Origin of the sequence: Nocardia sputorum (assembly GCF_027924405.1) — a bacterium.
Lineage (GTDB): Bacteria > Actinomycetota > Actinomycetes > Mycobacteriales > Mycobacteriaceae > Nocardia > Nocardia sputorum.
In genome coordinates, this window is the sequence record NZ_AP026978.1 from 404,586 (window position 1) to 428,296 (window position 23,711).

Here is a 23,711-nt window from a genome sequence, read left to right on the forward strand (position 1 = left end):
ATGCGGCTGTCAGCCGAGATTCTGCACGACCCAATCGATGGCGCGGGTCAGCTGGCTGACGTCGTCCGGATCGATCGCCGGGAACATGCCGATGCGCAGCTGGTTGCGGCCCAGCTTGCGGTACGGCTCGGTGTCCACGATGCCGTTGGCGCGCAGGATCTTCGCCACCGCGGCCGCGTCGACCGAATCGGCGAAGTCGATGGTGCCGACCACCTGCGAGCGGTGCGCGGGGTCCGTGACGTACGGAGTGGCGTACTCGCTCGACTCGGCCCAGGAGTACAGCCGCGAGGAGGAGTCCAGCGTGCGCTTGACCGCCCAGTCCAGACCGCCGTTGCCGTTGAGCCACTCGATCTGGTCGGCGAACAGCAGCAGGGTGCCCAGCGCCGGGGTGTTGTAGGTCTGGTCCTTCGTGCTGTTGTCGATCGCGATCGGCAGCGAGAGGAAGTCGGGGGTCCAGCGGCCCGACGCCTTGATCTCCTCGACCCGGGCCAGCGCGGCCGGGCTCATCAGCGCGACCCACAGGCCGCCGTCGGAGGCGAAGCATTTCTGCGGCGCGAAGTAGTAGACGTCGGCGTCGGTGATGGTCACCGGGAGACCGCCCGCGCCGGAGGTGGCGTCGATGGCGATGAGCGCGTGCTCCGAGCCCGCGGGGCGCCGCACCGGGATCGAGACGCCGGTCGAGGTCTCGTTGTGCGCCCAGCCGATCAGGTCCGCCGACGGGTCGGACACCGGCTCCGGCGCGCTGCCGGGCTCCGCCGAGACCACGATCGGGTCGCCGATGAACGGGTTGCCCTTGGTCACCGCGGCGAACTTCGAGCTGAACTCACCGTTGGTCAAGTGCAGCGCACGCTCCCGGACCAGGCCGAACGCCGCGGCGTCCCAGAATGCGGTGGTGCCGCCGTTGCCCAGCACCACCTCGTAGCCGTCCGGCAGGCCGAACAGCTCGCGCAAGCCCGAGCGCACGCGCGCCACCACGTCCTTGACCGGTTTCTGCCGATGCGAGGTTCCGAACACCGAGGCGCCGACGTTCACCAGCGACTGCAGCTGCTCCGGACGCACCTTGGAGGGGCCGCAACCGAACCGTCCGTCGGCGGGCTTGAGATCGTCGGGAATGGTCGGAAACGCAGAGGTCATGGCGAACAGGGTAGTCGGTGGTGTCGCTGTGGCGACGCCCACACTCCGGCTAACGTAAGCGCCCATGAGCATGCCCTCAGCTAACTCAGGGTGGCGACTGCGCGAGCGAGCCCGGAATTTCCGGCTGCGCGGCGCGACGGTCTCGGACGCGATGCGGCGCGAGTTGCTGATCCGGGGCGAAGCGGGCACCGCGACGATCCTCGGGGTCCGTCCGCGGCGCACCGAACCGGGGCACGTGTTCTGGGTCCGGGTGCAACTCGCGGAAGAATTCCCCTACGAGAGCCGGGTGCGGCAGCGGGTGCCGGACGCCGACCTGGAATGGATGCGGCCCGGTGACGTCGTGTGCTGCCGGGTGGATCCGCGCGACCGCGATCGCCTCGTGCTGTACGTGCCCGACCTCGCGGAATCCGGCCGGGCGAGCATCGCCAAGATCCTCGCCGACGGCCGCCGCGCCGACGCCACCGTGCTCGCCGCCGCGCCGGTCGCGGCGGGGTACTCCGGTCGCGACGACCCGGTGCTGCGTCTGGACCTGGAACTGCGCGCCTGGGACGAACCGCGACCGTGGCGGGTGCGGCTGGTCCAGCCGGTGCCCCTGCACGCCCTCCGCCTGGTCGATTTGGGCCGGCACCTGGAGGTCGCTTTCTTCGAGGTGGACCGCGGCGATACGGTCGCCGTCGACTGGGTCGCGTCGCTCGACGAGTGAACTACCGGCGAACGCTCCTACAGGTGCACGAAGGTGAAACCCGTCGCGCGCAGCTTCGGCAGCGCCGCGATCATGCCCGCCGCGGTTCCGGAGTGCGGCCGGTGCATATGGGCCAGGGAAATGGCCCCGGGCGCGCCGGCATTCATCGCTGTTTGCACTTGGGCGGCCGACGCGGTCGCGCCGAAATCGGCGTTGATCGTGAAACCGACCGGGGTTTCACCCAATTCGTTGACGATGGACACCGCGACGTCATCGTAATGCGCGGTGCCCGCCCGAAAGAATCGCGGGGGCTTGCCCGTCAGCGTGGTCAGCAGCTCATGGTTCGCCCATACTTCGTCGGCGGCCTCCTGCGCCGATCCGGTCCCGGCGATGCCATAGGCTTCCCGGCCGTTCACCGACAGCGGTTTGTGTGCCACGCCGTGATTGGCCAGTTCGAACAGTGGATTCGCCGCCAGCTGGGCGGTGCGCGCGCGGTTGGCATCGATCCAGCGCTTGTTCAGGAACAGCGTCGCGGGAATCCGCTCGGCGATCAGGAAATTCACCAGCGACTCGTCGATGTCGTTGTTGCCCGCGCCGCCGCAGGCGTCGAAGGTGAGCGCCATCTGTTTGCCCGCGGCAGCGAAAGTGCTCGTGATCCCCGCCATCGCGACGCCCCACTGCTGTGGCCGGATCCCGGCGTGCCTGGCGGCCACGGCGGACGGCGTGCCCGCGACGGGGACCGCCGAGACCGGAGCGACCCGTGCCCCCGTGGTGCTGCCCGGCGCGGCCGAGGCGCGCGCCTGCGCCAAAGACGTGTTCTGGGTGGCGGCGCACCCGGTGGCGGTGAATCCCGCGGCCAGCGCGGCTCCCAGCCCGAGCATCCGCCGCCTCGATATTGTTTTGTCCAGCATCCCTCGAGTCCTCTAGCTTCCCCCCGGATGCTACGCGAGCCGGACATCGACGGCGGGGCAACATCTTCCGCCGTCGCGTTCGGCTCGCGCTCGTGCGCTGTAGTTCGGTGTTACGTGTGCGCGATCGTGGCCCAGCCCTCGACCTCTTCGGGCTTGCGCGGACCGGGTCCGGTGTAGATGGCTGCGGGGCGGACCAGCTTGCCCAGTTGTTTCTGCTCGAGGATGTGTGCGCACCAGCCGGCGGTGCGGCCGCAGGTGAACATGGCGGGCATCATGTGCGCGGGCACCTCGGCGAAGTCGAGGATCACCGCGGCCCAGAACTCCACGTTGGTCTCGATGGCGCGATCCGGGCGGCGTTCGCGCAGTTCCGCCAGGGCGGCCTGCTCCAGCGCGGCGGCGACCTCGTAGCGGGGCGCGGCCAGTCGCTTGGCGGTGGCGCGCAGGACGCGGGCGCGCGGGTCCTCGGCCCGGTAGACCCGGTGGCCGAAGCCCATCAGCTTCTCCTTGCGGTCCAGGATGCCCTTGACCAGGGCCCGTGCGTCGCCGGTTCGCTCGACCTCTTCGATCATCGGCAGCACGCGTGCGGGCGCGCCGCCGTGCAGCGGACCCGACATGGCGCCGATCGCGCCGGACAGCGCGGCCGCGACGTCGGCTCCGGTCGAGGCGATCACCCGGGCGGTGAAGGTGGAGGCGTTCATGCCGTGCTCGGCGGCGGAGACCCAGTAGGCGTCGATGGCCTCGGTGTGGCGCGGGTCCGGGTCCCCCTTCCAGCGCGTCATGAAGCGCTCGGTGACCGTGGTGCACTCGTCGATCTTCTTCTGCGGGACGGCGGGCTGGTAGATGCCGCGCGCCGACTGCGCGACATAGGACAGCGCCATCACCGAGGCGCGGGCGAGGTTCTCGCGCGCGGTCTCGTCATCGATGTCCAGCAGCGGCTGGTAGCCCCAGATCGGTGCGAGCATGGCCAGCCCGGCCTGCACGTCGACGCGCACGTCACCGGTGTGCACGGGCAGCGGGAACGGCTCGGCGGGCGGCAGGCCGCGCCCGAACGATCCGTCGACCAGCAGGGCCCACACGTCGCCGAAGGTCACCCGGCCCTCGACCAGGTGCTCGATGTCGACACCGCGATAGCGCAGCGCGCCGCCGTCCTTGTCGGGTTCGGCGATGTCGGTGGTGAAGGCCACCACGCCCTCGAGGCCGCTGACGAAATCGCTGGGAACGGTGGCCTGCCCACCGGAAACCGCGGGGCTGGTAGTCATGTCACGACTCTCCTTGCACTTGGGTCGCACGTTCTCGCCGATGGGAAGATGTCGGATTTGACGAGCACATGCCGATCATCAAAACCTTAGCTCCCTGCTACCGCGGAGTAACGTCTGGCCCATGCGTGACCTGGACAATTCATCGGATCTGGCGGCTATGCGGGTCGACTACGGCGGCCTTCCGCACGGCGGCAACGACGACGTCGACTTGGACGAGACCTGGCTCGCCGGGGGCTGGGAGCCGCTGCTGCGGCATTGGATCGAACAGGCCACCGCGGTGGGCATCGCCGAACCCAACGCCATGGTGCTGGCCACGGTGTCGCTGGCCGACGGCACGCCGCGGCCGGTCGCGCGGACCGTGCTGTGCAAAGGGCTCTCCCCCGAGGGCGTGATCTTCTACACGAACTACGACTCGGCCAAAGGCGCGCAGCTGACCGCCGTCCCGTACGCCGCGGTCACCTTCGTCTGGCCCGCGCTGGGCAGGCAGGTGCACCTGCGCGGCGCGGTCGAGCGGGTCCCCGCCGAGACCACGGCGGCGTACTGGCGGTCCCGGCCGCGGGACTCGCAACTGGGCGCCTGGGCCTCGCGCCAGTCCCAGCCGATCGCGTCGCGGGCCGAATTGGACCGCACGCTGGCCGAGGCGACCGCGCGGTTCGCCGATGTCGACGAGATCCCGGTCCCGCCGCACTGGGGCGGATTCCTGGTCCGTCCCGACGAGGTCGAATTCTGGCAGGGCAGGCGAGGGCGGCTGCACAACCGCATCCGGGTGCGGATCGAGGGTGGGACGACCACGGTGGAGCGCCTGCAGCCCTGAGGTATTCCCCGCACCGGCGTGAGAATTCTCGCGCCGGGCCGGGGCGGGGGAGTGATTACGCTGCGGCAGTGAAACTGCTCGCCGACACCACTCCGCTGCGCAATCCGGACTATCGACGCCTGTGGAGTTCGGGCATCGTCACCATGATCGGCGCGCAACTGTCCGTCGTCGCGGTGCCGCAGCAGATCTTCCAGATCACCGGCAGCTCCGGCTACGTGGGGCTGGCCGGGCTGTTCGGCCTGGTGCCGCTGATCGTGTTCGGCTTGTGGGGCGGCGCGCTCGCCGACGTTCTGGACCGGCGCAAGCTCCTGCTGATCACCAATTCGGGCACCGGGCTCACGGCGCTGGCCTTCTGGCTGCAAGCGGCGGCCGGGGTGGACAACGTGTGGATCGTGCTCGGCCTGTTCGCCGTGCAGCAGGCGTTCTTCGCGGTGAACCAGCCCACCCGCAGCGCCACCATCCCGCGGCTGCTCCCGGAAGGCCAACTCGCCGCGGCCAATTCGCTGAACATGACGGTGATGCAGTTCGGCGCCATCGCGGGGCCGGTGCTGGCCGGTGCGCTGATCCCCGTCGTCGGGCTCGCCACGCTCTATCTGATCGACGCCGTCGCGCTGCTGGCCACCCTGTGGGCGGTGTGGCGGCTGCCCGCGCTGCCGCCCACCGGGACGGTGCGCCGGGCCGGATTCCGCACGGTGCTGGACGGTTTCGGGTACCTGGCCACGCAGCGGGTGCTGCTCGCGTCGTTCGCGGTGGACGTGATCGCCATGGTGTTCGGCATGCCGCGCGCGCTGTTCCCGCAGATCGCGCACGAGACCTTCGGCGACCCGGCCACCGGCGGCGTCGCGCTGGGCTTGCTGTTCGCCTCGATGTCGGCGGGCGCGGTGCTCGGCGGGGTGTTCTCCGGCTGGATTCCGCGCATTCGCAGGCAGGGCCTCGCCGTGCTGGTCTGCATCGCGCTGTGGGGGCTGGCCATGGTCGGCTTCGGCCTCGCCGTCGGCTTCACCGGCCACGGTCTCGGCGTCGGCGCCGGGCTGTGGATCGCCTTGGTGTGCTCGGCTTTCGGCGGCGCGGTGGACATGGTCTCGGCCGCGCTCCGGGTGACGATGCTGCAGACGGTGGCCACCGACGATCTGCGCGGACGGCTGCAAGGGGTGTTCACCGTGGTGGTCGCGGGCGGCCCGCGCATCGGTGATGTTGCCCACGGTTTCGCGGCGGCGAGCCTGGGTACCGCTGTAGCCGCGGCGGGCGGTGGCGCGCTCGTGGTGGCGGGCGTGGTGCTCGCGGCGGTCGCGTTTCCGGCCTTCACGCGTTACCGTGTCGCTCGCGCTCATGCCGAAATCGCCGCGTGACGTGCAGCGCGAACACCTGGCGATCACGTTCCGCCGTGGCTGTGGGACCTCACCGCGCCGGGACGTGTTTGTGAGCCGCCGCAGGACTACCCTCCGGTATTGTCCGCGTCGGCCAACGGCTAGCGTTGAGGCAAGCGCATCGTGCGCCACCGCGCCGGTGCCTGTGGTTCTAGCCTGAGAGGGATCCTTCCGTGCCCGCTGAGAACATCATCAACGTCGACGACGACGCCAAGCCGGTTCTTTCCTACCCCGGCGGCGAGTTCCCGATGACGGTCACCAGGGCCGCCGAGGGCAACGACGGGATCGAGCTGGGAAAGCTGCTGGCCAGCACCGGGTACGTGACATACGACCCGGGCTTCATGAACACCGCCCCGACCAAGTCGGCGATCACCTACATCGACGGTGAGGCGGGCATCCTGCGCTACCGCGGTTACCCGATCGACCAGCTGGCGGCGGCCTCGACCTTCATCGAGGTCAGCTACCTGCTGATCTACGGCGAGCTGCCGACCCAGGCCCAGCTCGAGGACTTCACCGACCGCATCCGCAGGCACACCCTGCTGCACGAGGATCTGAAGCGGTTCTTCGACGGCTTCCCGCGCAACGCGCACCCCATGCCGGTGCTGTCCTCGGCGGTGAACGCGCTGTCGGCCTACTACCAGGACTCGCTGGACCCGCGCGATCCCGAACAGGTCGAGCTGTCCACCATCCGGCTGCTGGCCAAGCTGCCCACCATCGCGGCCTACTCGTACAAGAAGTCGGTCGGCCAGCCGTTCCTCTACCCGGACAACTCGCTGAGCCTGGTGGAGAACTTCCTGCGGATGACCTTCGGCTTCCCCGCCGAGCCCTACGAGGTGGACCCCGAGGTCGCCGCCGCGCTGGACATGCTGCTGATCCTGCACGCAGACCACGAGCAGAACTGCTCCACCTCGACCGTGCGCTTGGTCGGCTCGTCCGACGCCAACCTGTTCACCTCGGTGTCCGGCGGCATCAACGCGCTGTGGGGCCCGCTGCACGGCGGCGCCAACCAGGCCGTGCTGGAGATGCTCGACGGCATCAAGGCCAGCGGCAGCGACGTCAAGGAGTTCATCCGCAAGGTCAAGAACAAGGAAGACGGGGTGAAGCTCATGGGCTTCGGCCACCGCGTCTACCGCAACTACGACCCGCGCGCCTCGATCGCCAAGAAGCACGCCGACGCCATCCTCAGCAAGCTCGGCGGCCACGACGAGCTGTTCGACATCGCCCAGGCCCTGGAAGAGGCCGCGCTCACCGACGACTACTTCATCGAGCGCCGCCTGTACCCGAACGTCGACTTCTACACCGGCGTCATCTACAAGGCGATGGGCTTCCCGACCCGCATGTTCACCGTGCTGTTCGCGATGGGCCGGCTCCCCGGCTGGATCGCGCACTGGCGCGAGATGCACAGCGAACCGCTGAAGATCGGCCGTCCCCGGCAGATCTACACCGGCTACGGCGCTCGCGACTACCGCGAGATCAACAACCGTTGACGAAATCCATCCATCACCTATCGAAGGGGATAGCCGCATGACCAAACCGGAGATCGAGTTCCAGGCAGGGCCCGCGCCCACCGAGCTGGTGATCAAGGACATCATCGAAGGCTCGGGCAAGGAAGCGGTGCCCGGCGGCACCGTGGAAGTGCACTACGTGGGCGTCGAATTCGAATCCGGCGAAGAGTTCGACTCGTCCTGGAACCGCGGCGAATCCATCACCTTCCCGCTGCGCGGCCTGATCCAGGGCTGGCAGGACGGCATCCCCGGGATGAAGGTCGGCGGTCGCCGTCAGCTGACCATCCCGCCGGAGCTGGCCTACGGCCCGGCCGGCGCCGGTCATCGGCTTTCGGGCAAGACGCTGGTCTTCGTGATCGATCTGCTGAACGCTAATTAATCTGGCGGCGCCTTCGGCGCCGCGTGTTCGCGGCCCCTTTATGGCTCGCGTCCGAGCGACCACTGCTTGCGACTTCGTCGCTTGCGCAGCGGCCGCTCGGACGCGAGCCGGGCCGCGAACGGCGGATGCTCGGTCTCGCTTCGCTCGAAAGACGTGGTTGGGGTGAGCTGGGCACGTCGGCAGGTCAGCTGCGGATGAAGTGCACGCGATTCCAGAGAGTCAGCGGTCGAGCGACCGGTATCCCGTAAGTCACCGTTCGCCCACCCGCCGTGCGACTGGAGATGTATGGCCCGTGTTCTACAGCGGAACACGGGCCATCGTCGTGTCCGGCTACTTTCGGACGATCTCGACCGGGTCGGTGAGCGCCGCTGCCAGGGCTGCTTGCTGGGTGCCGCTGCGCTGGGGCAGGGCGGCTACGGCCTTGTCGGTTTGGGTGCTCAGATTGTGGACGATGTTCTGCAGCTGGTTCACGCCGCCGGTGAGCTGGCTGATCGCGCCGATCAGCTGGGCGCCGCCCTGTTCGGCGAGCTGGGGGAGGCCCTCGGCGAGCTTCGCGCCTTCGTTCAACTGCGCGCTCGCGCCGGTCAGGCGGTCGACGACGGTGCGCAGCAGCGTGCCGAGATCGGTGTCGGGGTCGACCGCGCCGCCGACGAGCGAGCCGAGGCCGGTCAGCTGGGAGCCCGCCTGCGCGGACACGCCGCGCAACGCCTCCAGTTTTCCGATGATGTCGGCGAGCGCCGGATCGTTCGCGAACGGCAGCGCGCGCAGCAGCGGCAGCACTTGGTCGAGGCCGCCGCTCACCGTGTTGGCCGTCTGTTCCACCTGCGCGATGGTGATGCCGGTGGAATCGAGCGCCGCGGCGAGCTGACCGGCCTGCGCGGCGGCGCCGTCGACGGTGGAGTTCAGCAGCGCGATGGCCGAGGTCAGCTGCGCCGAACCGGATTTGGCGAACTCCAGGAAGCCGAGCAGCTGGTCGGCGCCGGAGCTGAACTGGTCGGCTCCCGCGGCGGCCGCCTCGACGCCCGCGTTGAGCAACTGTGCGGTGAACTGCACCTGCGACATCTGGGAGCGGGCCTGCGCGACGGCGGTGAGCGCGGCGTCCACCCCGGCCGCGCCGATCCGATGCGTCACCTCGGTCACGACGCCGTGCACCAGCTCGGCGTCGGCGTTTTCGTGGGACTGCACGGTGACCTCGGCCCGCTTCGGCTCGGGCCCGGCCAGGGTGCCCATCGACGCGGTGAGGTCGGCGGGCAACGTGATGACGACGGCGTAGTCGTCGGTGCTCGCCTCGCCGGGCGCGGCGGCGGTCCATTCGTAACCGCCCGCGTCCTGCAGCGCCTTCACCACCCGCGCGCCGGTCGGCCCCGCATCGGCATTGACCAGCGCGACGCCCGTCGGCCCGCGATCGGTTCCGGTACAGGCGGTGATTCCGGCGCCGAGCGCACCAGCTGAAATGAGGGCGACGACGAGAAGGCCCCAGCGGGCGCGTTTTCCGATCACGCCGCAGACCCTAAACGCGGGTTATGGCGTGGCCCTTGGCGTTTCTCTGAGAGTTGAGTAAGGAGCCGCGGGTGCGTCGCGAATCACACCGCCCCGGGCAGATCGAGGACCAGACGGATGCCGCCGAGCGTGCCCGCGTCGAAATACGCTCGGCCGCCGTGTAGCTGGGCCTGCTGGGCGACCAGCGCCAGGCCGAGGCCGGAGCCGCCCTTGCTCGCCTGGCTGCCGCGGAAGAAGCGGTCGAAGACGGCGTCGCGTTCCTCCGGCGGGATACCGCGGCCGTTGTCATCGATCGAGATGACGATGCGGCCGCCCGGCCCGCGGTGCGCGCAGACCAGGGCCTCGGTGGCTCCGCCGTGTTTGACCGAGTTGGCCAGCGCGTTGTCCACCGCCAGCCGCAGCCCCGCGGGCAGGCCCCGGGTGACCAGTTCGGCATCGGAATCGATGCGTACGGTGAGGCCGGGGAAATGTCGCATGGCGTCGTGCGCGGCCTGGTCGCACAGGTCGCCGACATCGGTGGCGACGTGGTCGCGCTCGTTGGTCAGATCGCCGGTGGCCAGCCGCTCCAGCGCCGCGAGCGTGCTCTCCACCCGGCCCTGGCTGCGCTGCAGGTCGTCGAGGATCTCGGCCCGCTGCGCCTCGTCGAGGTCGAGCGTGCGCAGCACCTCCAGGTCGGTGCGCATCGCGGTCAGCGGGGTGCGCAGCTCGTGGGCGGACACGGCGGCGAAGTCGCGCGCGGTCTCCAGGGCGGCGGCCGTCTGGGCCTGCGCCTGATCCACCCGCTGCAACATGGTGTTCACCGCGACGGCCAGCTGTTCCGCCTCGTGCACGCCCGCGCCCTCCACCGGGGCTTGCGGATTGTTCGGATCGGGATAGGCGCTGCGTGCGCCCACCTGGCTGGTCAGCCGCACGATCGGGCGCACCGCCGCGCCGGCGAGCAACCAGCCGAGCGCCGCGGCCGCGGCGATGGACAGCAGTGCGCCGCCGAGCACCCACCGTTGCTGCTCGGCGGTGGCCTGCGCCGCTCCGGCGGCGGGGATGCCGAGCGAGACCGTGCGGCCCGCGGGTTGATTCTCGGTGGTGGTCAGGATCCGGTAGGGGGTGCCGCCCACCGTGACGGTGCGGGAACCGGTCGGCAGCGCGGGTACTTCGGTGGGTGTGCTGGCCACGACACCACCATTGTCCCGGACGGTCACCGCCATGTCGTTGTTCAGCCCGGTCAGGCTGATGATCCGCACCGCGATCTGCGGTTCGAGCAGGACGATCCGCGCCGCGACGGCGAGCTGCTGGTCGGCCTGCTGGAGGTTGTTGCGCTCGATCGCGCGGATACTGATCAAGCTGATCAGCGTCACGATGATGATCGCGCCCGCGGCCGCCGCGCCCGCGACGCGGGTGCGCAGCGAGAACGACCGGCGCCGACGGCTTCTCGGCGACGCGGTGGCGGGCACGGTCATTTCGGCGCTCGGAGCACGAACCCGACGCCGCGGATCGTGTGCAGCAGCCGTGGCGCGCCGTCCACCTCGAGTTTGCGGCGCAGGTAGCCGACGAAGACGTCCACCACGTTGGTGTCGGCGGCGAAGTCGTAGCCCCACACCAGTTCCAGCAGGCGTTCCCGGCTCAGCACCACGCCGACGTTCCTGGCCAGCGTCGACAGCAACTCGAATTCCCGCTTGGTGAGCTCGATCTCGCGGCCGTTGAGCAGCGCGCGGTATCCCGCGACGTCCACTACGAGCGGACCGACGGTGACCGCGCCCGGGGTCGCGGGCGCCTGCGTGTCGGACCGGCGGCGCAGCAGCGCCCGGATCCGGGCCACCAGCTCCTTCAGCACGAACGGTTTGACCAGATAGTCGTCGGCGCCGGACTCCAGGCCGGAGATGCGGTCGTCCACCGACGCGCGGGCACTGAGCACACAGATCGGCACCTCGTTGCCCATCGCGCGCAACGCGGTCACCACGCCCGCGCCGTCGAGCACGGGCATGTTCATGTCCAGCACGATGGCGTCGGGCGCGTGCTCGTTCACGCTGCGCAGCGCTTGCGCGCCGTCCCTGGCCACGAGCACCTGGAAGCCGGACAACCGCAGGCCGCGCTCGACCGAGGCGAGCACATCCTCGTCGTCGTCGACGACGAGGACCGTCGGATTCGAGGTCGAGGTCACGTCATCCATTCTGCTCCCCGCCTCTGGTGAATCTGCGGACCGTACGAATGGGGCACGCGGCATGCGCATTCGGTCTCTCGGTGGTGACCCGCCGGGTATCGGACATACCCGGCGAGTCGCCCACGTCCCCGTGGAATCAGTAGTTGTGGCAGGTCTCGGCCACGACGCGGATGGTGTCGCGCAACTGCGCGGTCCGCGGGTCGTTCTCCGCCTGGCGTACCGCATCCGGGTTCTCGTCGATGGCGCGGCGCAGCTCGGCCCGGCGCTGCTCGACCGGCTGGTCGAACCGGCGCTGCAATTCGGCCTTCTGGCTCGGGTTCGCGTCGAGCACCGCGGCCAGCTGCGGGGCCTTGTCGTGCAGCGCCGCGTCGACCTGAGCGAACGAGCAGTCCGAGGTCAGGAGCGGCTCGGCGTATTCCATCGGGCCCGCGGTGGCGATGGCGGGGCTCAGGAACAACGTGACCGTGGCGATTCCGCCTGCTGCGAGAGCGGCGACGGCGGGGCGGCCTACGGAACGTTTCATGATGTATTGCCTCCAGATCATCGAAGGGTTTCGGGGCGGTCTCGAGGCTATTTCGAACTGCTGGCACCCGCGTGAACATCCTCTGAGGAAACTCTGAGGACGTGTCCGGGCGACGCGGAACTCAGGACGGCACAACCGGATCCGCGTCCGGCGCGACCACGTGGTCGGTGTTCTCGTTGTCGTCGTTCGCCGGGTCCCGCCACTCGGGACGGGCCGTGCGGATCTGCTGCTCCAGCGCCGCGAGCACCGCGGGATCCTCGATGGTGGACGGCACTTCGAACGTCTCGCCGGAGGTGATCTGCCGGATCGTCTTGCGCAGGATCTTGCCGGACCTGGTCTTGGGCAGCGCCGTCACGACGATGGCGTCGTGGAGCGTGGCGATCGCGCCGACCTGGGTGCGCACCCGTTCGATCAGCTCGTCGCGCAGCCGATCGGGATCGATCTCGACGCCGGACTTGAGCACCACGTACGCCAGCGGCCGGTGCCCCTTGAGTTCGTCGGGCAGCCCGATGACGGCGCATTCGGCGACCGCCTCGTGCCCCGCGATGGCCGCCTCGATGCTGCCCGCGGAGAGCCGGTGCCCGGCCATGTTGATCACGTCGTCGCTGCGGCCGAGGACGTACAGGTAGCCGTCCTCGTCGAAGTAGCCGGAGTCGCCGGTGAGGTAGTGGCCGGGGTAGGCGGACAGATAGGAGCGCTCGTACCGGGCGTCGTCGCGCCAGAGCCCGATCAGCGTGCCGGGCGGCAAGGGCAGGCCGATGACGATGTTGCCCTCGGTGTTCGGCGCCACCGCGTTGCCGGAGGAGTCGAGCACGCGTAGTCGATAGCCCGGCACCGGCACCGAGGCCGAACCCGGTTTGATCGGCAGTCGCTGCAGGCCGAGCGGGTTCGCGCAGATCGGCCACCCGGTCTCGGTCTGCCACCAGTGATCGACGACCGGGCAGTCCGAGCGGCCGGCGAGCAGGGTCTCCTCGGCCCAGGCGTAGGTGGCCGGGTCCAGGCGCTCGCCCGCGCAGAACAGGGCGCGCAGCGAAGAGAGGTCGTGGCGGTGGGCCAGTTCCGCCTCCGGGTCCGCCTTGCGGATGGCGCGCAGCGCGGTCGGAGCGGTGAACAGCACGTCGACCTTGTGTTCGGCGACCACCCGCCAGTACGCGCCCGCGTCCGGCGTGCCGATCGGCTTGCCCTCGTACAGCAGCGTGGTCGCTCCGACCAGCAGCGGCGCGTAGACGATGTAGGAGTGCCCGACCACCCAGCCCACGTCGGAGGCGGCCCACATCACCTGGCCCGCGTCCACGTCGTAGATATTGCGCATCGACCAGGCCAGGGCCACCGCGTGGCCGCCGTTGTCCCGGACCACGCCCTTCGGCTTCCCGGTGGTGCCGGAGGTGTAGAGGATGTAGAGCGGATCGGTGGCCGCGACCGACACCGGATCGGCCGGTGCCGCGTCACGCACCGCGTCGTCCCAGTCCAGCCACTGCGCGGCCACGGTCTGCGTCGAACTCGGCAGGTACTCGGTGGCCGGCTGCGGGGCGGGGAAATGGATGGTGTCGAACTGCGGCCGCTGCTTGACGATCACCGTGCGCGGGGCGGTGGTCCGAGCCAGATCCAGCGCCCGCAGCACGATGGGCGGGTATTCGATCTTCTTGCCCGGCTCCAGGCCGCCGGAGGCTGTGATGATCAGCACCGGCTCCGCGTCATCGATGCGCGCGGCCAGCTCCGGGGCCGCGAAACCGCCGAACACCACCGAGTGGACCGCGCCGATGCGGGCGCAGGCGAGCATCGCGATCACCGCTTCGGGGATCATCGGCAGGTAGATCACCACGCGATCGCCCGCGGAGACGCCCAGCCGGACCATCGCCCCGGCGAACCGTGACACCTCGTCGAGCAGTTCGGCGTAGGTGTAGACGACGGCGGTGTCGGTCATCGCCGAGTCGTAGATCAGGGCGGGCTGGTCGGCGCGGCTGGGGGCGCCTGGAGTAGTGGGGTGGACGTGCCGGTCCAGGGCATTGAAGGAGGTGTTGAGGCGAGCGCCGGAGAACCATCTGGCCACCGGGCGGGCGCCGGTGTCGACGATCTGGTCCGGCGGCACGTCCCAGTCGATCGCTTCGGCCGCGCCGGCCCAGAACTCGGCGGGATCCACCAAGCTGGTCTGGTAGGCCGGTCGGTACTCCTGCCGCACGTTCAACCCCGTGACTCCCTAGCCTCGCCTCGATGCCCGCCTCGATAGATCTGGTTGATTGTGGCAGACTTCACGCGACGCCCGGGTGGGTGCCGCTACCTTTGGTTTTGCCTGGAACCGGCAGGTCAATGATCGCGACATCACGCCCAGTCACCCAAGAAGTTATTGATCCGTTAGAATCTGATGTCACTTATTTGGGCCGTCGTAGACGCAATTTCTCGGCCAGCCGCAGCTCTCGGCCAGCTCCACCTGTCGAGCCAAGCACGCGAATGTGGAGGTTCGGTTGATGGCGCGTGGTAGAGGCCAGTTTGGAAAGTGAGTGGGAGATGCGTGACGCCGCTAGGTCCGGCAGCAGCCGCTGGGCTCTGGGCAACTGGGACCTGCGCTGGAAGGTGACGGCGGTGCTCGCCGTGCCTCTGGCGGTCGCGGTCGGGCTCGGCGTGTCCAGGATCTCGTCGGAGTTCGCGGAGTCGAACCGGCTCGCCGACATCTCGGAGAACGTCGCCGCCATTCCATCGGTCACCGCGCTCAGCGCGCAGACCGCCACCACCGCGGGCTCGCAGATGATCTCGCTGGGTACCAACCAGTCCGTGGTGACCGACCAGAACCTCGCGGATCTGGACAAGGCGATCGCCAACGCCGAGAAGGCGGTCGCCAAGCTCGACGGCGTGCCCGGCGCGCGCGAGGCCATCGACAGCATGCTCACCCAGGCCAAGGGTGTGCGCGCCCAGGGCAAATCGGTCTCGACCGGCCCGCCGGCGGACACCCTCGCGCTGATCGACCGCGTCCGCAACGACAGCGTCCGGATCGTCGAGACCACGGTCGGCCAGGTCAGCGACACCGCCGTCGACGCGGCCAAGCTGCGGCTGGTCGACTCGCTCAACACCCGCGCCACCCTGGTCAGCGAGCTCGCCGCCTTCCCCGAGGTGCTGCGCTCCCAGCAGTCCGGCGTCCAGAACTTCCTCATCGCCTCGAACACCGAGCGCGCGCTGCTCAACGTGCTCGCGCACCGCTTCTCCGACGGCGACACCTCGATCGCCGACCTGCGCGCGGGCATCGACACAAGGATCGCGCTGCTCACCAGCCCGCAGTCGCAGGCGGGCCAGCTCCCCGTCGGCGACCTGAAGAAGTCGCTGACCGACAGCCTCGCGGTCTACGAGCACGTCGTCGGCAAGGCGACCAAGGACATCGACTCCGCGATGCACTCGCTGGTGAGCACCGCCCAGCGCGACGCGTGGACCTACACCGCGGTCGTCATCGCGACCATCCTCGCCGCGCTGCTGCTCGCGGTCTTCGTGGCCCGCTCGATGATCGTGCCGCTGCACCGGCTGCGGTTGGCCGCGTTGCGCGTGGCCGAGAGCGACCTGCCGCACGAGGTCGCCCAGCTCCGCAACGGCGCGTCGCCGGAAGAGGTGCCGCTGGAGCCGATGCCGGTGCGCAGCACCGAGGAGATCGGTCAGCTGGCCCGCGCCGTCGACGACATCCACGGCCAGGCGCTGCGTCTGGCGAGTGACCAGGCGAAGATGCGTTCGCAGGTCAACGACATGTTCGAGACCCTGGCGCGGCGGTCGAAGTCGCTCGTCGACCATCAGCTCACCCTCATCGAGGCGATGGAGTACGACGAGAAGGACCCACGCCTGCTGGAGAACCTGTTCCGGCTGGACCATCTCGCCGCCCGCATGCGTCGTAACGGCGACAACCTGCTGATTCTCGCCGGTACCCGGCAGCGGCGCGCCAAGTCCGCCCCCGTCGAGATCGCCGACGTGCTGCGCGCCGCGATCTCCGAGGTCGAGGACTACGAGCGCGTGAAGCTCGGCGCCACGCCGCGCGGCTCGCTCAAGGAACCCGCCGCCTCCGACCTCGCGCACCTGTTCGCCGAGCTGCTGGACAACGCACTGCGCGCCTCGCCGCCGGAGACCGACGTCAAGTTCACCTTCGCCCAGGCGCACGATCAGGGCCTGCTCATCGAGGTGGCCGACCGCGGCATCGGTATGCCGCCCGCCGAGATGGCCGACATCAACCGCCGCTTGGAGCAGACCGCCGAGCCGGGCCCGGACACGGCCCGCCACATGGGTCTGTTCGTGGTCGGCAGGCTGGCCGAGCGGCACGGTCTCACCGTGCGGTTGCGCCCGACCTTCGACACCGCGCGCGATCCCGGCGTGACGGTGACCGTGCACGTGCCGGTCGGACTGATCGTCGCGGGCAAGCCGAGCGCGGGGCAGCCCGTCACCCCGCAGCCTTCGCCGCAGGCCGCCGCTCCACAGCGTCCGTCGGCGCCGTCGTCTATGCAGATGCGGGCCGTCCAGCGGACTCCTGGGGGCAATGTCATGGTCACTGTCGATCCCGGGGTGAGCGGTCCCATCCCGGCCGCGAGCGCCAAGCCCACCGGCTCGCCCAGCGGGCCGATCCCCACCGGCCCCGGCGGACTGCCGCAGCGGCAGCCGGGTTCGGCGATGTCGTCCGGTATGCGCTCCGAGGCGCAGCAGTCGGCGACGAGCCTGCGGCCCGCGTCGGGTCAGCCTGCGCCGAGCGGTCCGCAGCGGGGCAAGCTCGCCGCGGCCAACCTGCCCAAGCGCACCCTCAGCCCCGGCGGTCCGCCGCCGCGTCAGCCCGGTGGTCCCACCGAGCAGTCCGGTACCGGACTGCCGCCGCGGGATCCGAGCTCCGGCGAACTGCCCGTGCGTCAGCCGGGCGCCAACGGTGTGCCGCAGCCGAGCACCGGCCTTCCGCAGCGCCAGCCCGGCACCAATGGAGCGCCGTCGCGGGACGCGTCGAACGGCCTGCCGCAGCGGGAGTCGGCGAGCGGTCTGCCGCAGCGTGAGTCCGGTTTGGGTGGTCTTCCGCAGCGCGAGTCCGCCTCTGGGGGCCTGCCGTCGCGTGATTCGGGTCCCACCGGCCTACCCCAGCGGCAGCCGGGTGCGAACGGTGTGCCGCAGCGTGAGTCGGCGGCAGGCGGTCTGCCGCAACGTGAGCCGACCTCGGGTGGTCTGCCGTCACGGGAGCCCACCTCGGGTGGACTCCCGTCGCGCGAGTCGGCGTTGGGCGGTCTGCCGTCGCGTGAGCCGGGTTCGAGTGGTTTGCCGTCGCGTGAGCCGGGTTCCACTGGTCTGCCGCAACGTGAGTCGGCGTTGGGCGGTCTGCCGCAGCGTGAGTCGGCGTTGGGTGGTTTGCCGCAGCGTGAGCCGGGCTCGACTGGTTTGCCGTCGCGTGAGCCGGGTTCCACCGGTCTGCCGCAGCGTGAGTCCGCGTTGGGTGGTTTGCCGCAGCGTGAGCCGGGCTCGACCGGTTTGCCGCCGCGGCAGCCGGCGCCGAACCTCCCGCAACGCGACGCCGCACCAGGTGGTCTGCCGCAGCGTGAACCGGGTAGCGGTTTCCCGCAGCGGGATTCCGGCGCGCACCATCTTCCGCAGCGTGAGTCCGCGAACGGCTTGCCGCAGCGTGACGCGGGCTCCGGCGCGCTGCCCGCCGTCAACGGCCTGCCGCAGCGGGACTCGGCCGCGAGCGGCCTGCCGCAGCGTGAGTCGGCGGGTGGCTTGCCGCAGCGCGAGCCAGGCGCGGTGAACGGTCTGCCGCAGCGTCCGCCCGCACCGTCGAGTACACCGCAGCGCGAGAGCGGTCTGACCGGTCTGCCGCAGCGGCAGCCGGGCGCCCAAGCACCGCAGCGCCAGCCGGTGCCACCGGGCATCGCGCTGCCGCAGCGTGATCGCGGCGGCCAGCATGCCGCGAGCGAAGAGCAGCCCGCCACGTCGCCGGGCCGAGATCCCGGTAAGCACAGCTTCCGGTCCAACCCGGCCAAGACGGCCTCGTTCTTCCAGACCAGGCTGCAGCCGGCGGAGGAGCCGGGTGCGTCGATGGGCGGAACGCCGATCTTCGCCGAGATGATGTCGGCGTGGCTGTCGGATCCCAACGCGGATAGGTCACAGGTGGCCGCTTCCTTCGAATCGCCGGGTGACGAAGGTTGGCAAGCGGCTCGCCGCGCCAGCGAGGCCCAGCCCGAGACGAAAACGGCGGCCGGCTTGCCGCAACGCAATCCGGGCGGAAGGCTTGTCCCCGGCGGCGTCAGCGGTGCGGCGGATCGGGCGCCGCGCCGTGACCCAGAAACGATCAGGTCCAGCTTGAGTCGTCACCAGCAGGGCGTCCGGGATGGCCGCGCAATGAGAGCAATGAACCTAACCGGAGATAAAGGAGACCGATGAACCCCGATCTAGGTGGTACGAATCGTCAGCTGGATTGGCTGGTTTCGAACTTTGCCAACGAGGTTCCTGGCGTAGCCCATGCCGTCCTGGTCTCGGCGGACGGCCTACTCATGGCCGCGAGTGCCCAGCTGCCCGTCGACCGCGCCGAGCAGCTCTCGGCCGTCACGGCCGGTCTGGCGAGCCTGTCAGTCGGCGTCTCGAACCTGTTCGAGGGTGGCACCGTGCTGCAGTCCGTCGTCGAGATGGAGCACGGTTACCTGCTACTCATGGCTGTCGGCGACGGTTCCTATCTCGCGGTGCTGACCAACACTTCGTGTGATATCGGTCAGGTCGGTTACGAGATGGCTCTGTTGGTCGAGCGGGTTGGCCAGACTGTTCAGGCCACACCACGCGTCACGATGGGTTCCTGATGGTGGGATGGACATAGAAGATCACCGCGTGGGGAGCGCCGAGCCGAGCCTCGTTCGCCCATACTCGCTGACCGCAGGCCGGACCAGGCCCGCGGTCGAGTTGGCGTTGGAGGCTCTCGTCGCATCGCATCCGGTCGCCCTGGAGCGGCAGTTCGAACTGACCAACATCGAGACGTCAATCGTGGAGTTGTGCAGAGAATCGCCGTCCGTTGCCGAGGTAGCAGCTCGATTGGGTATCCCGATCGGGGTGGCCCGTGTGCTCGTGGCCGATTTGATCGAGGCCGGGCACGTGCGCGTATCGGCGACTTTGAAAGACGATTCCAGCGACGATGAACGTCGCGAGCTGATCGAAAGGGTTCTCAGTGGACTCCGGCGTATTTGATTCGACGGCGCAGGTCGACACTCGTACCAGCAAGCCAACATCGGCGAAGATCGTGGTCGCCGGTGGCTTCGGCGTCGGGAAGACCACGTTGGTCGGTGCTGTCTCGGAGATCGTTCCGCTGCGCACCGAGGCATTGGTGACCAATGCCAGCGCCGGGATCGACAACCTGACCGGCATTCCGATGAAGTCGACCACCACCGTGGCGATGGACTTCGGCCGGATCAGTCTCGCCGACGATCTGGTGTTGTATCTGTTCGGCACGCCTGGCCAGTATCGGTTCTGGTTCATGTGGGACGACCTGATCCGTGGCGCCATCGGTGCCGTCGTCCTGGTCGACACCCGCAGGCTGGAGGACAGCTTCGCGGCCGTCGACTACTTCGAAGCGCGCGGCCTGCCGTTCCTGGTGGCGCTCAACGAATTCGATGACGCGCCGCGGTACCCGATCGAGGACATCCGGCAGGCACTCGCCGTGCCCGCCGATGTGCCGATCCTGTCCATCGATGCTCGTCGTCGTGAGCCGGCCAAGCAGGCGCTGGTCGCGCTCACCGAGTACGCGCTGCGCAAGGTGATGCAGGGCTACTGAGTGCTCGTGTGGTTCGCCGGAGCGCCGGGTAGGGCGGGATAGGCTCGCCCGGTGCGTACTTCGGCGCGTGAGTTGCTCGAGCAACTGCTCGACACGGACTCGTTCGTCAGCTGGGACCGGCCACCGGTGACGGTGGCCGCCTCCCCGCAGTACCGCGATGCGCTGCGGAAGGCGGCGGTCGCGGCAGGCACCGACGAATCGGTCCTGACCGGCGAAGGGTTGCTGCGTGGTCGGCGCGTGGCCGTGATCGCCTGTGAATTCGGTTTTCTGGCCGGCTCGGTCGGCGTGGCGGCGGCGGAACGGATCGTCTCGGCGGTGGAGCGCGCCACCGAGCTCGGGCTGCCTCTGGTCGCCTCGCCGACCTCCGGCGGGACCAGGATGCAGGAGGGCACCGTCGCCTTCGTGCAGATGGTGAAGATCGCGGGCGCGGTGGCGGCGCACAAGTCGGCGGGGCATCCCTACGTCGTCTACCTCCGCAACCCCACGATGGGCGGAGTCTTCGCGTCGTGGGGGTCATTGGGCCACATCACTTTCGCCGAACCCGGGGCGCTCATCGGATTTCTCGGCCCACGGGTCTATCAGGCCCTGTACGGCAGGCCTTTCCCAGAAGGTGTGCAGACGGCGGAAAACCTGTATCGGCGTGGCGTTATCGACGGTGTTCTCACGATCCCGGTCTTCCGCCGAATCGCCCATCGCGCGTTGAGTGTGTTCAGCGGCGTCGAATTTCCCGACAATGTTGCGGTACAGCGGAATTACGAGCGGATCGCGGTGCCGCGAAAGTCGACGGTTGTGGATCACGCCCCGGACGCGAATGTCGCTGGAGCAGAAGGAAACCAGCTCGACGACGCGCGGATCGCCGACCAAGGCAATCGGGTGTGGCAGTCGGTTCTGATCTCGCGCCGCCCGCAGCGTCCCGGCATCCGAGAACTATTACGTCATGTGACACAACGGGTTCCGCTCAGTGGCACCGGCCAGGGCGAGTCCGATCGCACTGCCGTGCTCGCCCTCGGCCGTTTCCGTGGGCAGCCGTGCGTGGTGTTCGGGCACGACCGGCGTGGCCAACAGGGCGAGAACACCATGGGCCCGGCCGCGCTGCGGGAGGCGCGGCGCAGTATGGCGCTTGCTCAGGAGTTGCGGCTGCCGCTGGTGTTGGTCATCGACACGGTGGGCGCTGCGCTGTCGAAGGAAGCCGAGGAGCGCGGGCTGGCGCCCGAGATCGCCCGCTGCATTGCGGACCTGGTGACGCTGGACACCCCGACCGTCTCCGTGCTGCTCGGCCAGGGCACCGGCGGTGGCGCGCTGGCGCTGCTGCCCGCCGACCGGGTGCTCGCCGCCACGCACGCGTGGCTGGCCCCGCTGCCGCCGGAGGGCGCGAGCGCCATCGTCTTCCGCGACACCGACCATGCGGCGGAACTCGCTGCGGCACAAAGGATCAGCGCCGCCGACCTGCTGGCCGACGGTGTCGTCGACCGGATCGTGCCGGAGTTGCCCGACGCGGCGGAGGAGCCGGTGGACTTCGCCCGCCGCATGGTCGCCGCGATCGCGCACGAACTGGCGGCATTGCGCGCCCGGCCGGACGCGGAGTTGCGCGCGGCGCGACAGGCGCGCTACCGGCGGCTCGGCTTGCCCGGCTGACCGGCGGCGAACGCCGTTCACCATCCGTTTCCCAGCAAATTGCAAGCCAACACACCCGAGGGCGTGATTGACGGTTCGCCGCCGCACTTCTACCGTCGGAATGTGACCTTCAAAAGCGAGACCAGCACCGTTCCCTCGATCGTGCTGAACGACGGGAACGTGATCCCGCAGCTCGGCTTCGGCGTTTTCCAGGTACCCGCCGAGGACGTCTTCCCGGTCGTCACCACCGCGCTCGAGGTTGGCTACCGCAGCATCGACACCGCGGCGATCTACGGAAACGAAGAGGGCACCGGCCGCGCGATCCGGGAATCCGGCCTGCCCCGTGACGAGATCTACGTCACCACCAAGCTGTGGAACTCCGATCAGGGCTACGACTCCACGCTGCGCGCGTTCGACGCCAGCATGCAGCGGCTCGGCCTGGACTACCTCGACCTCTACCTCATCCACTGGCCGGTGGCCGCGGCCGACCGCTTCGTGGACACCTTCCGCGCTTTCCAGGCGCTGAAGTCGCAGGGCCGGGTGCGCTCGATCGGGGTCTCGAACTTCACAGTCGCGCATCTCCAGCGGCTCATCGCCGAGACCGGCGAGATCCCGGCGGTGAACCAGATCGAGCTGCACCCGAGGCTGGCGCAACGCGAGCTGCGCGAATTCCACGCCGCCAACGCGATCGCCACCGAGGCGTGGAGTCCGCTCGGGCAGGGCACGCTGCTCGACGAAAGCGCCGTCACCGCGGTGGCCGCCGAGGTCGGTCGCACTCCGGCGCAGGTGATCATTCGCTGGCACCTGCAACTGGGCAACGTGGTCATCCCGAAGTCGGTCACGCCGTCGCGGATCGCGGAGAACTTCGACGTGTTCGGTTTCGAGCTGACCGCGGCGCAGATGGACGCGATCACCGCGCTGGACACCGGTTCGCGCACCGGCGGTGATCCGGACACGTTCACCATGGGCCTGATCGACTGACGATTCCGGTCGGCGGTCGGTCAGCGCAGTCCGAGATGTTCGGTGAGCTCGAGCGCCGCGGCGCGTCCCGCGCGATTGGCGCCGACCGTGCTGGCCGACGGCCCGTAGCCGATCAGATGGATGCGCGGATCGGCGGCCACCTGGGTGGCCAGTCGTCCCGACATGGTGACGCCGCCGCCGGGCCCGCGCAATCGCAGTGGCGCCAGGTGGTCCAATGCGCTGCGGAACCCCGTGGCCCACAGGATCACGTCCGCCCGCTGGAAGGTCCCGTCGGCCCAGCGAACGCCGCCGGGCTCGATGCGCTCGAACATCGGCAGACGGGTCAGCACGCCGCGGGCTCGCGCCGCGCGTAACCGGTCGTCGAGCGGAAGACCGGTGACCGAGACCACCGATCCCGGCGGCAACCCGCGCCGCACCCGGTCCTCGACCATCGCGACCGCGACTCGCCCGTCCTCCTCGGTGAAGGCGCCTTCGCGGAAGCGCGGCGGCGTCCGGGTGACCCAGGTCGTGGTGGTGACCTGGGAGATCTCGTCGAGCAGCTGGACCGCCGAGATGCCGCCGCCGACCACCACGACGTGCTCGCCCGCGAACTCCTCGGCACTGCGGTAGTCGCGAGTGTGCAACTGGCGGCCCGCGAAGGTCTGCGCTCCGGGATAGTGCGGAACGAACGGATGCTCCCAGGTACCGGTGCAGTTGATCAGGCCGCGTACCCGGATCGGGCCCGCCACGTCGGTCTCCGCGTTGAGCACCGCGCCGCGTGCGGCGGGAGCGCCGTCCTCGGAGCGGTCACAGACCACGGTGACCGAGACCTGTCGGCGGACCCGCAGGTCGAACCGCTTCTCGTACAGCTCGTAGTAGTGCGGCACAGCCGAGGCCGCCGGCGCGGACGACGAACCCGGCGGCAATGTCTCCGCGAACGACATACCGGGCAGATCGTGCACTCGGTTGACCGTGTCGAGGGTGAGGGAGGGCCAGCGGAACTGCCACGCGCCGCCGGGACCGGGCGACCGGTCGACCAGCAGGAAGTGCCGCTCCGGGCGCAACCCGAGGCGTTGGAGGTGATAACCGGCCGACAGTCCCGCCTGACCAGCGCCGATCACCAGGATGTCGAAGTCGGTCGGCACAGCCGCTGATCGT

The 23,711-nt window shown here is 69.6% G+C and carries 20 protein-coding genes; 11 read left to right on the forward strand and 9 right to left on the reverse strand.

Annotated features, from left to right (window positions below; all coding sequences use genetic code 11):
* Window positions 1-9 precede the first annotated feature (9 nt).
* Complete coding sequence (gene serC, locus QMG86_RS01995; protein ID WP_281877314.1) at window positions 10-1,134, reverse strand: phosphoserine transaminase; 1,125 nt, start codon at window positions 1,132-1,134, stop codon at window positions 10-12.
* 64 nt (window positions 1,135-1,198) lie between these two features.
* Here serC and QMG86_RS02000 point away from each other — a divergent pair, with 64 nt between their 5' ends.
* Complete coding sequence (locus QMG86_RS02000; protein ID WP_281877315.1) at window positions 1,199-1,837, forward strand: hypothetical protein; 639 nt, start codon at window positions 1,199-1,201, stop codon at window positions 1,835-1,837.
* A gap of 17 nt (window positions 1,838-1,854) precedes the next feature.
* On the opposite strand, the gene QMG86_RS02005 is transcribed toward QMG86_RS02000, so the two are convergent.
* Both QMG86_RS02005 and QMG86_RS02010 read right to left on the reverse strand, forming a co-directional pair.
* A complete protein-coding gene (locus QMG86_RS02005) occupies window positions 1,855-2,727 on the reverse strand; it encodes a polysaccharide deacetylase family protein (RefSeq protein ID WP_281877316.1) in 873 nt (290 codons plus the stop codon).
* A 110-nt stretch (window positions 2,728-2,837) separates the two neighbouring features.
* Window positions 2,838-3,986: a citrate synthase 2 gene (locus QMG86_RS02010; protein ID WP_159843346.1), complete on the reverse strand. Its 1,149-nt coding sequence runs from the start codon at window positions 3,984-3,986 to the stop codon at window positions 2,838-2,840.
* Between the two features lie 121 nt (window positions 3,987-4,107).
* Here QMG86_RS02010 and pdxH point away from each other — a divergent pair, with 121 nt between their 5' ends.
* From pdxH to QMG86_RS02030, 4 genes are all read left to right on the forward strand, one after another.
* Complete coding sequence (gene pdxH, locus QMG86_RS02015; protein WP_281877319.1) at window positions 4,108-4,800, forward strand: pyridoxamine 5'-phosphate oxidase; 693 nt, start codon at window positions 4,108-4,110, stop codon at window positions 4,798-4,800.
* A 68-nt stretch (window positions 4,801-4,868) separates the two neighbouring features.
* Window positions 4,869-6,149: an MFS transporter gene (locus QMG86_RS02020; RefSeq protein WP_281877320.1), complete on the forward strand. Its 1,281-nt coding sequence runs from the start codon at window positions 4,869-4,871 to the stop codon at window positions 6,147-6,149.
* A gap of 191 nt (window positions 6,150-6,340) precedes the next feature.
* A complete protein-coding gene (locus QMG86_RS02025) occupies window positions 6,341-7,654 on the forward strand; it encodes a citrate synthase (protein ID WP_083880375.1) in 1,314 nt (437 codons plus the stop codon).
* A 37-nt stretch (window positions 7,655-7,691) separates the two neighbouring features.
* Complete coding sequence (locus QMG86_RS02030; protein WP_043719293.1) at window positions 7,692-8,051, forward strand: FKBP-type peptidyl-prolyl cis-trans isomerase; 360 nt, start codon at window positions 7,692-7,694, stop codon at window positions 8,049-8,051.
* Between the two features lie 330 nt (window positions 8,052-8,381).
* Here the strand turns inward: QMG86_RS02030 and QMG86_RS02035 are convergent, their stop codons facing one another.
* The 5 genes from QMG86_RS02035 to QMG86_RS02055 form a co-directional block, all read right to left on the reverse strand.
* The gene (locus QMG86_RS02035) at window positions 8,382-9,551 is read right to left on the reverse strand and encodes a YhgE/Pip domain-containing protein (RefSeq protein ID WP_281877322.1); all 1,170 of its coding nucleotides are present in this window, start codon (window positions 9,549-9,551) and stop codon (window positions 8,382-8,384) included.
* A gap of 83 nt (window positions 9,552-9,634) precedes the next feature.
* Window positions 9,635-11,005 carry a sensor histidine kinase gene (locus tag QMG86_RS02040; RefSeq protein WP_281877323.1) on the reverse strand — a complete coding sequence of 457 codons (1,371 nt, stop codon included), beginning with the start codon at window positions 11,003-11,005 and terminating at the stop codon, window positions 9,635-9,637.
* A complete protein-coding gene (locus tag QMG86_RS02045) occupies window positions 11,002-11,715 on the reverse strand; it encodes a response regulator transcription factor (RefSeq protein WP_281877324.1) in 714 nt (237 codons plus the stop codon). The genes QMG86_RS02040 and QMG86_RS02045 overlap by 4 nt, the downstream gene beginning before the upstream one ends.
* 127 nt (window positions 11,716-11,842) lie before the next feature.
* Window positions 11,843-12,229 carry a hemophore-related protein gene (locus QMG86_RS02050; protein WP_281877325.1) on the reverse strand — a complete coding sequence of 129 codons (387 nt, stop codon included), beginning with the start codon at window positions 12,227-12,229 and terminating at the stop codon, window positions 11,843-11,845.
* A gap of 121 nt (window positions 12,230-12,350) precedes the next feature.
* A complete protein-coding gene (locus QMG86_RS02055; RefSeq protein WP_281877327.1) occupies window positions 12,351-14,414 on the reverse strand; it encodes an AMP-binding protein in 2,064 nt (687 codons plus the stop codon).
* Window positions 14,415-14,734: 320 nt separating this feature from the next.
* Between QMG86_RS02055 and QMG86_RS02060 the strand changes: the two genes are divergently transcribed.
* From QMG86_RS02060 to QMG86_RS02085, 6 genes are all read left to right on the forward strand, one after another.
* Window positions 14,735-18,604, forward strand: a complete 3,870-nt coding sequence (locus QMG86_RS02060; protein WP_281877329.1) for a sensor histidine kinase — start codon at window positions 14,735-14,737, stop codon at window positions 18,602-18,604.
* The gene (locus tag QMG86_RS02065) at window positions 18,601-19,014 is read left to right on the forward strand and encodes a roadblock/LC7 domain-containing protein (RefSeq protein WP_011207200.1); all 414 of its coding nucleotides are present in this window, start codon (window positions 18,601-18,603) and stop codon (window positions 19,012-19,014) included. The genes QMG86_RS02060 and QMG86_RS02065 overlap by 4 nt, the downstream gene beginning before the upstream one ends.
* 7 nt (window positions 19,015-19,021) lie before the next feature.
* Complete coding sequence (locus QMG86_RS02070; RefSeq protein WP_014981573.1) at window positions 19,022-19,396, forward strand: DUF742 domain-containing protein; 375 nt, start codon at window positions 19,022-19,024, stop codon at window positions 19,394-19,396.
* On the forward strand, window positions 19,377-19,979 hold the full coding sequence (locus QMG86_RS02075) for a GTP-binding protein (protein WP_174186021.1): 603 nt from the start codon (window positions 19,377-19,379) through the stop codon (window positions 19,977-19,979). Before QMG86_RS02070 ends, QMG86_RS02075 begins: the two co-directional genes overlap by 20 nt.
* 51 nt (window positions 19,980-20,030) lie before the next feature.
* Window positions 20,031-21,614, forward strand: a complete 1,584-nt coding sequence (locus tag QMG86_RS02080; RefSeq protein ID WP_281877330.1) for a carboxyl transferase domain-containing protein — start codon at window positions 20,031-20,033, stop codon at window positions 21,612-21,614.
* Between the two features lie 102 nt (window positions 21,615-21,716).
* Window positions 21,717-22,574: an aldo/keto reductase gene (locus tag QMG86_RS02085; RefSeq protein WP_281877332.1), complete on the forward strand. Its 858-nt coding sequence runs from the start codon at window positions 21,717-21,719 to the stop codon at window positions 22,572-22,574.
* A 20-nt stretch (window positions 22,575-22,594) separates the two neighbouring features.
* Here QMG86_RS02085 and QMG86_RS02090 read toward each other — a convergent pair whose 3' ends face one another.
* Window positions 22,595-23,698 (reverse strand): NAD(P)-binding domain-containing protein, encoded by a 1,104-nt coding sequence (locus tag QMG86_RS02090; RefSeq protein WP_281877334.1) that lies wholly within the window; start codon window positions 23,696-23,698, stop codon window positions 22,595-22,597.
* Window positions 23,699-23,711 lie beyond the last annotated feature (13 nt).